This window comes from Microcoleus sp. Pol14D4 (genome assembly GCF_036701245.1).
In the GTDB taxonomy this organism is placed as follows: Bacteria; Cyanobacteriota; Cyanobacteriia; order Cyanobacteriales; family Microcoleaceae; genus Microcoleus.
On record NZ_JAUBQM010000009.1, the window covers coordinates 22934 to 36323 of the forward strand.

10 protein-coding genes are annotated in these 13390 nt (G+C 46.2%); 6 read left to right on the top strand and 4 right to left on the bottom strand.

Features of this window, described 5'->3' with window-relative positions; genetic code table 11:
• Nucleotides 1–99: 99 nt before the first annotated feature.
• Nucleotides 100–3462, bottom strand: a complete 3363-nt coding sequence (locus QUA33_RS06280) for an EAL domain-containing protein (protein WP_333147370.1) — start codon at nucleotides 3460–3462, stop codon at nucleotides 100–102.
• Between the two features lie 531 nt (nucleotides 3463–3993).
• Between QUA33_RS06280 and QUA33_RS06285 the strand changes: the two genes are divergently transcribed.
• The gene (locus tag QUA33_RS06285; RefSeq protein ID WP_333147372.1) at nucleotides 3994–4434 is read left to right on the top strand and encodes a pentapeptide repeat-containing protein; all 441 of its coding nucleotides are present in this window, start codon (nucleotides 3994–3996) and stop codon (nucleotides 4432–4434) included.
• 254 nt (nucleotides 4435–4688) lie between these two features.
• On the opposite strand, the gene crtH is transcribed toward QUA33_RS06285, so the two are convergent.
• Complete coding sequence (gene crtH, locus QUA33_RS06290) at nucleotides 4689–6233, bottom strand: carotenoid isomerase (RefSeq protein WP_333147374.1); 1545 nt, start codon at nucleotides 6231–6233, stop codon at nucleotides 4689–4691.
• A 259-nt stretch (nucleotides 6234–6492) separates the two neighbouring features.
• Nucleotides 6493–6678: a hypothetical protein gene (locus QUA33_RS06295; RefSeq protein ID WP_333147376.1), complete on the bottom strand. Its 186-nt coding sequence runs from the start codon at nucleotides 6676–6678 to the stop codon at nucleotides 6493–6495.
• A 25-nt stretch (nucleotides 6679–6703) separates the two neighbouring features.
• Here QUA33_RS06295 and upp point away from each other — a divergent pair, with 25 nt between their 5' ends.
• The 3 genes from upp to QUA33_RS06310 all read left to right on the top strand — a co-directional run bounded on the left by upp (nucleotide 6704) and on the right by QUA33_RS06310 (nucleotide 8457).
• Nucleotides 6704–7354: a uracil phosphoribosyltransferase gene (upp, locus tag QUA33_RS06300; protein ID WP_333097023.1), complete on the top strand. Its 651-nt coding sequence runs from the start codon at nucleotides 6704–6706 to the stop codon at nucleotides 7352–7354.
• A gap of 282 nt (nucleotides 7355–7636) precedes the next feature.
• Nucleotides 7637–8104, top strand: coding sequence for a TMEM165/GDT1 family protein (locus tag QUA33_RS06305; RefSeq protein ID WP_333067921.1), 468 nt, complete (start codon nucleotides 7637–7639; stop codon nucleotides 8102–8104).
• Nucleotides 8105–8163: 59 nt separating this feature from the next.
• The gene (locus tag QUA33_RS06310) at nucleotides 8164–8457 is read left to right on the top strand and encodes a TMEM165/GDT1 family protein (RefSeq protein WP_333147378.1); all 294 of its coding nucleotides are present in this window, start codon (nucleotides 8164–8166) and stop codon (nucleotides 8455–8457) included.
• Nucleotides 8458–8893: 436 nt separating this feature from the next.
• On the opposite strand, the gene QUA33_RS06315 is transcribed toward QUA33_RS06310, so the two are convergent.
• The gene (locus QUA33_RS06315) at nucleotides 8894–9400 is read right to left on the bottom strand and encodes a hypothetical protein (protein WP_333147380.1); all 507 of its coding nucleotides are present in this window, start codon (nucleotides 9398–9400) and stop codon (nucleotides 8894–8896) included.
• A gap of 320 nt (nucleotides 9401–9720) precedes the next feature.
• On the opposite strand from QUA33_RS06315, the gene QUA33_RS06320 reads away from it, so the two are divergent.
• Nucleotides 9721–10974, top strand: a complete 1254-nt coding sequence (locus QUA33_RS06320) for an MFS transporter (RefSeq protein ID WP_333147383.1) — start codon at nucleotides 9721–9723, stop codon at nucleotides 10972–10974.
• Between the two features lie 224 nt (nucleotides 10975–11198).
• Nucleotides 11199–13322: an iron uptake porin gene (locus QUA33_RS06325; protein WP_333147385.1), complete on the top strand. Its 2124-nt coding sequence runs from the start codon at nucleotides 11199–11201 to the stop codon at nucleotides 13320–13322.
• The last annotated feature ends 68 nt before the right edge of the window (nucleotides 13323–13390 follow it).

Here is a 13390-nt window from a genome sequence, read left to right on the forward strand (position 1 = left end):
TCCATTACGCCTTTTATGAACAGGCAAGATGCCTGTTGCTGACAATGGTGCACGATATCGGTTACATCCCATTGTTTGCTCGTTGCCGAACTTCCTTCTTCAACAAGCTAGCTTAGCCTCAAAAGCCAAAGAATTAACAGGAAACTCCCCCAAAAATTCCTCTAAAATAGGAGAGGTGAAGTTACAAGGTTGAGGCTTGCCCAAATGATAACCTTGAGCGTAATCTACCCCAAGTTCATTGAGTTTATCCATAATTGTTTGATTTTCAACATACTCGGCAATAGTTTTAATTCCCATGACGTGAGCGATTTTGGTAATAGCTTCCACCATTGCGACATCAATAGGATTATCGACAATATGCTTAATAAAATTGCCGTCTATTTTGAGATAATCAACTGGCAAACTTTTCAGGTAAGCAAAGGAAGACATCCCGCTGCCGAAGTCGTCCAAGGCAAACTGGCAGCCTAGTTCCTTAAGTTGCCAAATCAAGCTGGCGGCCTTACTGAGATTACCAATGGCAACGGTTTCGGTAATTTCAAAACAAATTATTTGCGGCGGTATTTGATGGATAGAAAACTGTTCTTGAATAAACTCGATAAACTTTTCTTCGTTGAGGCTGTCCCCAGAAAGGTTGATTGAATAAAGGTTGGGATATTTGCCAAATGACGATTGCAGCTCAGAAAGAGAGCAAGCAGGGAAGGTAACTATTTTATCGCTGCCTACCCCAGGGTTTTGGACTAACAAATTTGCCGTGAAAATTTTAGATAAATTGCTAAATAAAGTGCGAATTACCCAACGGTCGATCGCGTGCATCAAGTTGTAGCGTTCGGCCGCCGGAATAAACGCCATCGGCGACACCAACTCACCAGTTTCCAACTGGAGGCGCAAGAGGATTTCGCAGTGGGTGCCGGTGGTTGGAGAGTTGAGCAAAGGCACGATCGGCTGAGAGTACAAGCAAAAGCGATTCTCTTCTAAAGCTTGATGAATTTGCACCACCCACTCGGTTTCGCCGTGCTGTTTGATTAATTCTCGATCGCCGGCTTGATAAACCTGTACCCGGTTGCGACCTTTATTTTTAGCAGCGTAGCAGGCCATATCGACCGCGCTCAAAATCGCAGATGTCGAGGCTGTTTTGGGATTGATTGCTACCAAACCGATACTGACGCCGATCGAAAAAGTTTTGTCCTGCCACGCAAAGCGGAATGCCTGAATGCTTCGCAGCAGCGTTTCAGCAACGTTCAATCCTCGTTCGACGGGACAGTTGTACAGGAGTACGGCAAATTCATCGCCACCCAGACGTGCCAAAATATCTGTTTTGCGGATATTGCTTTTAAATAGCTGGCTGACTTGGCGCAGCAGTTCGTCCCCAGCAGCATGACCGCAGGTGTCGTTAACTATTTTGAAGCGATCGAGATCCAGGTAAAGCATCACGTGTTCTTGCCCGTAACCTTGAGCGCCGTGTAGGGCGTGCTCTAGCTGGTACTCAAATTCCCGGCGGTTGACTAATTGCGTCAGGGGGTCATGAGTTGCCTGCCAGGTGAGTTGCCGCGCTTGAGTTCGCACTTGCGTGACATCTCGAAACACAACGACGGCCCCGACAATTTCGCCGCTGCTAGCGTGGATGGGGGCGACGCAGTGGTCGATCGCAAATTCGGTGTTGTTGCGGTCAATCAGCAAGCTGTTGTGTCCTTGGTCAACAATCCGACCTTCGCACAAAGCGATTTCGGCGATATTTTCGGTCGGCCGCCTGGTAGTTTCGTCAACTATTCTCAGCACGCTGGCGAGGGGCAAACCCTTAGCTTCCGAGGTAGACCAACCCGTGAGTTGTTCGGCAACTGGATTAAGTGTGGAAATGCAGCCGTCGGCGTCAGTAGTGATTACGCCATCGCCGATCGATTGTAGTGTTACCTGAGCGAGTTCTTTTTCTTCAAAAAATGCTTGTTCCATGCGCTTGCGATCGGTAATATCTCGCTGCACCGACACCCAGTGGGTAACGTTCCCGGAGGTGTCGGCAATGGGTACGCTGTTGAGTTCCACCCAATATGTTGAACCGTCTTTGCGGTAGTTAATCAATTCTAGGCGTAGGGGTTCTTGGCGAGAGAAAGTACGGCGAATTTTATCGACTTGGGTGGGGTCGCTTTCTGGGCCGCGCAAGCAACTGGGGGTTTGTCCGATGATTTCTTCGGGTAGGTAGCCCGTCATTTGGGTAAAAGCTTCGTTGGCATAGATGATGGTGGGGTCGGAGATATCGCTGTCTCCCGCATCCATAATCACGATTGCGTCGTTAGCGTTCACTACAGCAGATTCTAAAAGGTGGAGTCTGGCCTCTGCCCGCACGCGGGTAGCAATTTCGCTTTCTAGTCTGGCATTAGTCAAGCTGAGGGATGCGATCGCTTTTTCCAATTCCTTAGTTCTTTCTGCCACTGAATCGTGCAGAACATCAATCGCCCCGGACATTTCCATCGGGTCAAGTACGCGCAGTATGTTGGTTTGAGTAACTATTCCCAGGAGTTCTCCCTGTTCCCCCGTTACTACCAACCTGCGGACTAAACGCTCGTGCATTTCCTGATGAGCTACCCACAGCGAGTCTTCTTGCTTGAGGCTAAATAAGGGGGTACTCATCACAGTTTGGGCGATCGTTTTCGACAAATCTATATCTAAAGCTTGAAATTCCACAATATCCCGTTCTGTGACGATACCTACTGGAATGGGGAACGGTAAATTAATCGATAATTCTGTTGATTCGGTAATTACTACGCAGCTAACGCGGTGCTCGGCCATCAACTCAGCTAAACTCCTAACTGACGCGGAGCGAGGTGCTTGAATGACTTGTGCGGTCATTACTTCTTTCACGCGGCGCATTTTTAAGATATTTGCCGGTTTCAGCATGGCTTGGCGAATGCTTTCCGGGGTAATTACTCCTAAGAGTTGACCTTCGCTATCCAATACTGGCAAATGCTTAATTCTTCTTTGCCCCAGCAGAATTAGGGCGCTGAAAATATCTTGAGTCTCGGATTTTGTCAGAGTTGCTGCAGGCTGCTTCATCACTTCTGCGATAGTGACACCTTTTAAGTTTTGGCCCGAGGCAATCAAATCGACAAGATCCCTTTCGGTGAAAATTCCTTGCAATTGAGAATGTGAACCAGAGTGCGAGGATAATTTTTCTAGGGATTTTTCCACGACAAAGACGCAGATACCTGTCGCGTCTCTGAATGCACTTGAGGTGGGGGAATTTGCGATGTCTGTTAGTGGCTGATAGATATCGGTTGGTGGAATGGCTGCGTTTAGAGAGCAACTTCCGCGCCGTTGGCCCATCAGGGTAATTACTTCTGCTAGTGGGGTATCGGGGGCAACGGTCAAGGGGTAGGGGTCTATTACTTGAGCTAACGTTGGCAGATACTTGGAGGAATCGTTTTTGAGCATATTTAATTGAGTTTTGCGATCGCGTGGACTCTGCGACATTCCAAAAAAGTGCTGGTTTCCAAGCACTAGGTGGATTTTTACGGGGCTGCTGAGACCTAATTAAAATTTATTGTTAAAAATGCAGCCGAGCTTGGGCTGGGGATCAAGCCAGTGACTGCTTTTCCTCTACCTATAAAGTTATAAGCTTATCTTTATTTTAAATTAATTTTTCAGTCTCGTGACACTTTTATTAAAAACAAGGTATTTTATGTGAACTTTTTGCGATAAGATCATCCCTAAAATCCTCCCTCGTATTGCGAATCATCTCCATCTTCAGAAAGACGCATCGGTTGGCTATATTAACTAACCTAGAAGAGGTTACTACAAAAGTGCACTGTATGAAGTTCGGCAGTGTTAAGTTTTGCGAAATTATGTTTTGCTAGCTGGTCGAAACCATCTAGGTGTTGTTGAGGGCAATCGATATCACAGCCCATCTGTGAATTAGATCGCAACTTGCGAAAACAACCGTGGTAAGATTGTAGATATCAACACAAGAAGTTAAATACAGAGTCTGGTGAGGAAAAAAGGATTATGAAACGCAATCTATTAGCCGCTACTTTTTTAATTACTCCCCTACTGTTGGCTGGGCCTGCTCGCGCTGAAAATCCCGTTCACGTCAAACAGTTACTGTCAACTGGGCAATGTTTTAAGTGCGACTTGTCAGGAGCAGATTTAACGGGAGCCCATTTAATTGGTGCTGATTTGAGAGAAGCAAATTTACGAGGAGCAAACCTATATAAGGCCAACCTCGAAGGTGCTGACCTAACGGGTGCTAACTTGACGGCTGCTAACTTAACCGCAGTTTTCCTGACTAATGCCAGTTTAAATGACGCAGACCTCGATCGGGCGAATCTGACTGCAGCCATCATTAACACCGCTGACGTATCCGGCGCATCAATGGAAGATATGACCATAACTGATGCCAAAATCTACAATACCCAAATCGGCGTCGGCGGTAGCTACGACCAGTGAACTCAGTAAAAGAATGAAAACTGCCAATTTTCAGTTTAAAACCCGGTTTTTCCCCAAAAACCGGGTTTTTAGTTTTTGTGTAGGGTGGCCAGGAACCTCGCATTTTCTCTCGTCTTTCAAACGAACCGTCTGACGCACCCTACTAAGAAGTACGACACAATTAATTACACAAAACTATGGGCTACAAGCCTTGTCTAGTAAAAAACTAGCCAAAAATCAGTGTGTAATTAATTCTGTCTAACCACTTACTAGCCCTAAAAACCCAAATCAACCGCAATGCGGTGCGCGCAAGCAAACCCAGAAAACGCCACCGCATTTAAACCCTGTCCGGGAAACGTACTGTCACCCACACAATACAAACCAGGCATAGAAGTTCGATTAAACGGCATTCCCAGCAAACCCATTAACTTTTGTCGCGGAATCGGCCCGTAAGTTCCGTCTTCGCGCCCCAAAAAGCGTCGGTGAGAACGCGCTGTCCCCACTTCCATATAATCCAAACCGGCATCTAAACCGGGAAAAATCTTTTCTAATCTTTCAATAATTCTCCCTGCAGCCTCTTCTTTTTTATCCTCATATTCCTGCTGCGAAAGTCCTTCCCACTGTTCTATCCAACTCGAAGTAAAAGCGTGAACTATGTGATATCCTGCAGGAGCTAAATCTGCGTCAAGCACGGTTGGAATTGACACCAAAACAGTTCCCTCTGGCGCTTCCATTTTATCCCACTCTTCTAACAAAATGTGGTGGCAGGCGCTACCAGCAGGGATTACGCTTGCTTCTACTCCCAAATGCAAACTCAAAAAACTGGGGGCTTTTTGATAGCGCTGCTGCCATTTCTTCTCGCTAGCGGGCATCTCTTCTGCGGGCAGCAATTTCTCAAAAGTATCCCAGCGCGTGGCGTTAGAAACAATCCGCTTGGCCCGGTAAACTTCGCCGGTGGCTAACTCGACTCCGACAGCGCGGCCGTTTTCTGTAATAATTTTTTTTGCTTTAGCTTTGTATTGAATTTGCCCGCCGCATTTTTCTAATCCTTCTACTAATTTTTGGGCGATTTGACCGACTCCGCCTTTGGGATAATTGATGCCACCGTAATGTCTGTCGGAAAATACCATTCCGGCGTTAATCATTGGCGTCAAGTCTGCAGGTACTACAGACCAGTAGTAGCATTCCATGTCGATAAATTTCAGCAAAGTAGGGTCTTTTATGTAGCGCCGCGCAATGTCGCCAGTATTTTGAGGCAGATATTTTACTAATCCCAAACAGGCTAAAGGATTCTGAAAAAAGACTCGGACGAGATATCCGGGTTCTTCTAGAGATAGCAATTCCATCCCGTTGAGGCAGTTGAAGACGTTCCAGCATTCACCGTAAAATTTGTGGATTCCTTCGCGTTCGTGAGGGAACCTGTCTGTTAATTCTTGCAAGTATTTATCATAAGCCTGGGGAACTTCAAGTTCTAAGCCGCTGGGTAAGTGATAGTGAAGCTGTACGGGGTCGGGAATCGTTTCTAGAGTGACGTTGACTGCTTTCAGGGCGCGGGTGAGGAGGTTGGTGGTGCCGCGCTGTCCGAAACCAAAAATCATGGAGGCCCCGACATCAAATCTGTAGCCTTCTCGATCGAAATATCCAGCGCTACCCCCCGGAATTGTATAGCTTTCGAGCACTAAAACTTTGGCTTTCTTAGCGGCTAGCTGGGTGGCGGTCACGAGTCCGCCAATGCCGGAACCGATGACAATTACATCAAACTCTTGCTGTGTAGGGCGGGAGTTGGGAGAAAATAACTGGGATTGGGTAGGAGCTGACATTCGGTTAAAAATCTTAATATTTCTATGATTTTACAGTCGATCGCTCCCGAAGCAAGAAGTTCGGCAACGGATTATGTAGCGGATGTAAGGGATGCCAGGGAGACCGAAGTTCGGCAATGCCCCATGCCCAATATCCAATGCCTGATGCCCGATGCCCCTGCTTTCCAAAAAAAAATGCGGGAACAGTCTACCATTGCCGACTGCCCCCGTCTGCCGATCCTTTGAGAGGAGAACACTAAAAATCACTATAAGCTTATTGCTAATTTATGTCAATACTATTAGAAAAATATTTCAATAAGCTGATGGAGGTCGATCGGCGAATGGGTTCTAACTCAATCTCTGGCTTGTATGCGCCCTCAAGGATGTGATAAGTTGCACAGAGCGATCGATCGCCCGTTAGGGAAGCCCTTGAAGAAGATCGACCGCACCGCATAAAATCCTTCAAACCTAGCAATCTCCCCAATTTCCTAATGTCCCTGCAACTGCGCGTTTACGTTCCTCCACATCCATTAATTAAACACTGGCTGGCTGTTGCCCGCGACGCCGCCACCCCATCGGTACTTTTTCGTTCTGCGATGACAGAATTGGGAAGGTGGCTGGCTTACGAGGCGATTAGAGAATGGCTCCCGACAGTGGAAACCACAGTGCAGACACCTTTGGCAGAATGTCCGGCGGCTTTTATCAACCCGGAAGCTCCGTTAGTTGTGGTACCGATTTTGCGGGCGGGTTTGGCTCTGCTCGAAGGAATTCAGACGGTTGTACCGCTGGCTTCGGTTTACCACCTAGGCATGGCAAGAAATGAGGAGACGCTGCAACCGACTTGTTATTTGAACAAATTGCCGGCGCAGTTTAACCCGGCAACGCGGGTGATAATTAGCGAGCCGATGCTGGCGACTGGCGGGACGATTATAGCGACAATGCAGGAATTGACGAAGCGGGGAATTGACCCAAGCTTGATTCGGATTATCTCTGTGGTGGCTGCTCCTCCGGCTTTGAAGAGGCTGAGTGCAGAGTACCCGAGTTTGATGATTTACACGGCCACGATCGACGAAATAGTCAATGAACAGGGCTTTATTGTACCTGGTTTGGGAGATGCGGGCGATCGAACTTACGGCACATGAACCAGTCAGTCAGTCAATTTTAGATTTTAGATTTTAGATTTTAGATTGACTCGACAGATAAGTCTGGGGGCTTGTAGGCGTCAGCCAATTTTAGATTTTAGATTGACTCGACAGATCGATCTGGGGGCTTGTATCCCTTTTTGGGTGCGGTGAGTTGTTCCAGGAATCAGTTGCTCAAATCAGTGGCAAAAAAGATGACCCTGGTTTGGTAAAAGCAGGCACAGAGAAAGTTAGAATCAAAAGTACAAGTCAAAAATAAATAGCTTTTAGCACTCATTGCCTGTGAAACTTGATTCTGTTCCGCCAAGCTTGTCTGCTTCTGACTCAGTAAACCTCAATTATGATTTGCCACAACAGGTACAACTACAAATAAAAGAGGTTACTGAGATTTGTGCTGCTTTAACCCCGGAGCCCGCTGAACTCTCAGTGACTCTAAATCCCGATATTTGTCAGGAACAAAAGAAACTGAAGCCGAAGCACTGGGCAATTTTTGCTTCGACTTTTGCAACTATTTTTTTAGCTGAAATTGGAGACAAAACTCAGCTCGCAATTTTGCTGATGACGGCTGAATCTCGAAATCCTTGGATCGTTTTTGCGGGTGCGGGTTCGGCTTTGATAGCAACCAGTTTGCTGGGGGTGTTGCTGGGAAGGTGGCTGGCTAGTCGGATTGCTCCGAGAACTTTGGAGAGAGCAGCCGGAGTGATTTTACTGGCGATTTCGGCGGTTCTGCTGTGGGAAGTGCTGGGTTAATTGTTTGCCTGTCGGTAAGTCGTAGATTTCTACAATAGCTAACTAAGAACAAAAAAAACATGGACTGGCAACTTTTGGGAATCAGTTTTATTACAGTGTTTTTGTCAGAATTGGGAGACAAAAGTCAATTAGCTGCGATCGCCCTGGGCAGCAGTTGTAACTCGCCGCGGGCTGTATTTTTTGGTACGGCGTCGGCGCTGCTGCTGGCGAGTTTGATCGGGGTGGCGATCGGCTTCAGCACGGCAGAGGTGTTGCCGGAACGACTGGTAAAGGGGCTCGCGGCGATCGGATTTGCGGTGATGGGCTTGCGCCTGCTGTGGCCAAAAGCAAATTTACCCGAAGCATCCGAGTAGGGCGTGCCGTCAGTGGATTTTAGATTTTAGATTTTAGATTTTAGATTTTCTCCACAGATGAATCTGGGAGTTTGAACAAGAGTCTAAAATTTTGATCTCTCCACCACAGGAGTCGTTCGCAAGTATCCGTTTCTGGGCGGGTCAGCAAACTTGACAGTATAGTTATATCAAATCTGTTAGCATCGGAATTATTCCTATCTCTTTTCTCGACCTCTGCGTGAATCAGTGTCAATCCCTTGTCATCTGCGGCCCTAGAAATTCTCTTTTTTTAACCGCAGATACAAGCAGATAAACACAGATTAACGCCGATGAATATCAAATCCGGTGTTTACGATCGCGTTAAAATTTAAAAAATTAGCGGGGGGCGTGAATTCACGCCCCCCGCCGCTGCAGGTTGAGTTTTTTTTCTCAACTCAACATCTGAGCATTGTGTGGATTAAACTTGGTTTTGGTAGCACCAGCCCAGCAGCGTACCGGCGACAGCCAACTTCAGCGCTTCCAATGCAAAATAGCCTTGGTGCAGTAGATTCATCCCGGCGGGCACTTCTGCTGCGGAATCGAACAGATTTAGCTGCATTCCCAAGCCGCTCATTTGGGGTGTCAGGGCGTAGGTGTCAATCAGGGCGATCGCTAGAAGTACCAATGATAATAAAATTGCTGTGCGGCTGCGCTTGCCGAACTCACTGACTAAATTGCTCAAAACCATCAAACCCGTTGCCACCAGGCCTGAACAGATTAACTCAACGCGGTTGAATCCCCAGAACATTAAATTTCCGGCTGTTGCAAACTCGGGAGATGTCATCATGCCAGATACGTAGAGACTGGGCATAATTACTAAATCCAAAATCAGGCTACCGCTGAGCCAGAAAATTAGGGCCACCATGACAATTGCTTGCCATCGCGGTTTGATTGATTCCACTCTTGATGTTGTAATAGCTGTCATATAATTAGACCCTCTAAAATTTTCTTCTGCCTTTTCTAGAGTTTAACTAACTTTTTTCTAAAATTCTGTTAAGTATTTTTAAATTAATGGTAACTTTTGTGTAACATACCCTGAAGAATTGTTAAGCTCACTTATGTTTGTCATCACATCGGTTAACTAATACTAATTCGGAAAAAGTACGGAATAAATTAATAATTACTCACAAGACTTATGCACTGCGACCAAAGACACCTGTTTTTGACTCTGATTAAACACGGTAACGTATTTTTTATAAAAAACCACGTTTCTGCGTCCAGAAATAACTCCTAATTTAACTGTATATGCCTAAATTTCAATTATCCTCTTGGTTGCCCCGTCTCCCCCCTCAAGTCTGGATTCTTGCCGCCGGCAGATTCCTCTCCCAAAGCGGCACCGGTTTTACTTTATTTTACGCCCCGATATTTTTTGTCGATGGCGTCGGTTTATCTGCTACTGCTGTTGGGATTGGTTTGGGTAGCGGTTCAGTTTCGGGAATATTCGGCAGAATTTTGGGCGGTTCTTTTTGTGATTCTAAATTTTGGGGAAGGCGGCGAACTTTACTGCTGGCGGCAGTTATTTCGGCGGCGGCTTCTTTTGTACTGGCGGCGACTAATGATTTCGTTGGCTTAATTGCGGGCAATTTACTGATGGGTTTGGGTGTGGGTTTGTATTGGCCTCCAACCGAGACGATGGTGGCGGATTTAACGGAGGGCGAACAGCGACAGGAGGCTTTTGCTTTGACGCGGCTTGCTGATAATTTGGGTTTGCAAGTTGGGATTATTTTGGGCGGTTTGTTGATTGAGGTAACGGGGAATTATCGATCGCTCTTTATTATTGATGGTATCTCGTTTTTAGTGCTGTTTGCGGTGGTGGCTATCGCGATCGCCGAAACCTACAAACCAGCTAATCCAGCGGATAGAGGCAAAAAAAATCGGGAAAATGGTTGGATGGTGGCGCTGAGCGATCGAAGTCTTCTAGTTTATGCTTTAGTAAATACTCTGTTCACGTTATATATTTCCCAAATCCAAACCACAATGCCGCTGTACTTTAGCAAGTTTGTCGCGGTGGGGACATCGGGAAAAGGCTTTTCAACAGGTACAATTACCGTTTTATTTGCTTTTAGCACGTTTTTAACTGTGGCTTTGCAACTGCCCGTTGTTAAAGCTTTGAGGCCGTTTTCTTGTGCGAAAGCTTTGATGATTTCGGCGCTGCTTTGGGGAATGGGATTTATCGCGATCGGCTTGACGGGAATGGCTGCAACTGGCAATCTATTGTTAGCTGTTTTAGGCTTGAGTTTTTTGTCGGTGGCGACTGTTGCTTATACGCCTTTTGCTTCGGCTTTGGTTGTGGATTTAGCGCCGGATTCTTTACGCGGCGTTTATTTAGCGGTTAATTCTCAGTGTTGGGCGATCGGCTATTTAATCGGGCCGCCGCTGGGCGGTTTGGCTTTGGATAGAGGTAAATGGGCGGCGGATAATTTTTGGTTGGGTTTGGCTTTGAGTGTGATTGTGGCTGTGGTTATTTTGCAAAAGCTCGATCGAATGTTGAAAAAATAATTGCTAAAATACAACTTTTGTGATACTCTAATCCACCCGATAGATAAATAACTCGCAAAAAATGCCTAGCGGTCTTAAGCTCTTATAGCAGGCGGTTGTTTTACTTATTTTATTAGACCTATAAAAAATATTAACTCAAAACTTTGTGGTTAGCTATACCAAATAGTTTTACAATTCCTAGAAAGCTAATAGCAATTTTACAATCAAATTTGTGAGGAGTTCTAGTGAAAGCACATCTACTATTTAGTGCTGGCGCAGTAGGTTTACTGTATATACTTGCCAGTTCTTTACCGTTGGCAGCCATGCCTCCCGCCGAAAAAAAGACATTAGGTACTGAAGAGTTAAAAGAGTCAGAGGCTAAAATTAGCCTCAATACAACTGTTGAAAATCAGGTCAAAGCCCCTGAAACATCCGAGTTAAAATTAGTTGAGGGGCTGCAAGTTGACAACACCGTCTCAACAACCAATCAACTCGCCAATCTCCCCCAAGAAGCTGCCAACCTGAATCTGCCCGAAACAGAAGCATTAACCGCAGAAAATCCCGGGGGAAACTCATTAAACTTAGCCGAAAAACCAGCAAACCCAGCCCCAGCCGAAGTCACAGAACAAGTATCTGTTGCCCCTTCCCAAAACTCGCAGACACCAGCAGAAGCCACAGAAAAAACATCTGTTATTCCCACCCCTAACCCTGCGCCAGTAATTGCCCAAACAGAAAATTCTACTTCCGAAAAGTTAGCTGAAATCGAAAACAGCACTTCCTTAGAACCCGCGGCAACCAACAGCGAAACTTCTGAATCCAGCGAACTCCAGCAAGTAACATCTGTATCTCAACTCTCCGACGTGCGCCCGACGGACTGGGCATTTCAAGCCCTGCAATCTTTAGTCGAAAGATACGGCTGCATAGCGGGATATCCTGACGGCACATTCCGAGGCAATCGGGCAATGACTCGCTACGAATTTGCCGCCGGTTTAAACGCTTGCTTGGATAAAGTTACTGAGCTAATTAAATCAGGTACAACCAACTTAGCAACCAAGGAAGACTTAGCCGCATTGCAAAGATTGCAAGAAGAATTTGCAGCAGAATTAGCCACTTTGCGGGGTCGAGTCGATGCTTTAGAAGCTCGTACTTCCGAACTAGAAGCCAATCAATTTTCGACAACAACTAAACTCAGCGGCGAAGCAATTTTTAGCGTTGCCGACACTACCAAAAACAATCGCAGGGAGACTGAAACAGCCTTAAACTACCGACTGCGCTTGAATCTGCTGACCAGTTTTACAGGCAAAGATACGCTGATAACTGGCTTGCAAGCTTACAACATTCGCAGCTTCGGGCCTAATTTAGGTTTGTCAACAGGGGCATTTAGCGGTTTGTCTGATAGTCAAGCAAAACTGAGTTTTGAACCGCAATTTCCCGGAATTAATCCTCAGACTCTATCTAGCATTGACGCCAATGCTGTTGAACTTTACAAGCTGCTTTACGTCTTTCCAGTTTCTAACAGCATCACTTTATTTGCCGGCCCGAAAGCTGAAACTTCTGATGCTTTTCAAGCCATCACTCCTTTCGCTGGAGAAGGGCAAGAAGCCGTCTCTAGATTTGCAGGCTACAACCCTGTTGTCCGCGTATCCGGTGGCACTTCTGGCAGCGGTTTGGCATCGGCAGGTGGGTTTATTTGGAACCTTTCCAAAAAAGTCAATCTTACAGCTTTGTACGGCAGTGTAAATGCTGCTTTGCCCAACGATTTAGGCTTTCCAGCTACTCCGTTGGGTGCGGGTTTATTTAATGGCAGTACCGTTGCTGCGGCACAGTTAACGATTAAACCAACTAGCAGCATTGACATTGGTTTGAATTACGCTTACAGCCGCCACCAATTGAATATTCTTGCCACAGGATTATCTGATGCGGATTTGGGTTCAATTTTGGGAAGAGATAGACAACCTGTTAGCGGCGGGGTGAGGATGAATTCGTTTGGCGGTACTGCAACTTGGCGGCTTTCTCCGAAATTAGCTGTTTCTACCTATGGAGGTTGGATAATTGCTGACGCTGAAAGAAGCAATGCTTCTACAACTTTCAACAGTTGGATGGTAGGTTTGCATTTCCGAGATTTGTTCGCACAGGGCAATAATGCAGGTATTCTGTTTGGACAGCCACTGGATCGCGATTCGGTAAGTGGCGGTGCTCGCTTTCAGCAAAACAAAGCAACTCCTTACCATTTAGAAGCTTATTACCGCTTCAAAGTCAACGATAATATCAGCATTACACCCGGAGCTTTTGTGCTGTTCAATCCTGAAGGAACTAAGGATAATGACACAGTAGGAGTGGGTGTCCTCCGCACAACTTTTACTTTCTAAAGGGAGTCGCGACACTATTATCCGTTTGTAGTAAGGACTTCAGTCCTCGATCTTTTTGTAGTAAGGAC

Coding starts and splice junctions, on each gene's coding strand:
- QUA33_RS06285 (WP_333147372.1), top strand. CDS start 3,994: ATGAAACGCAATCTATTAGCCGCTACTTTTTTAATTACTCCCCTACTG.
- QUA33_RS06320 (WP_333147383.1), top strand. CDS start 9,721: ATGCCTAAATTTCAATTATCCTCTTGGTTGCCCCGTCTCCCCCCTCAA.
- QUA33_RS06280 (WP_333147370.1), bottom strand. CDS start 3,462: ATGTCGCAGAGTCCACGCGATCGCAAAACTCAATTAAATATGCTCAAA.
- crtH (WP_333147374.1), bottom strand. CDS start 6,233: ATGTCAGCTCCTACCCAATCCCAGTTATTTTCTCCCAACTCCCGCCCT.
- QUA33_RS06315 (WP_333147380.1), bottom strand. CDS start 9,400: ATGACAGCTATTACAACATCAAGAGTGGAATCAATCAAACCGCGATGG.
- upp (WP_333097023.1), top strand. CDS start 6,704: ATGTCCCTGCAACTGCGCGTTTACGTTCCTCCACATCCATTAATTAAA.
- QUA33_RS06310 (WP_333147378.1), top strand. CDS start 8,164: ATGGACTGGCAACTTTTGGGAATCAGTTTTATTACAGTGTTTTTGTCA.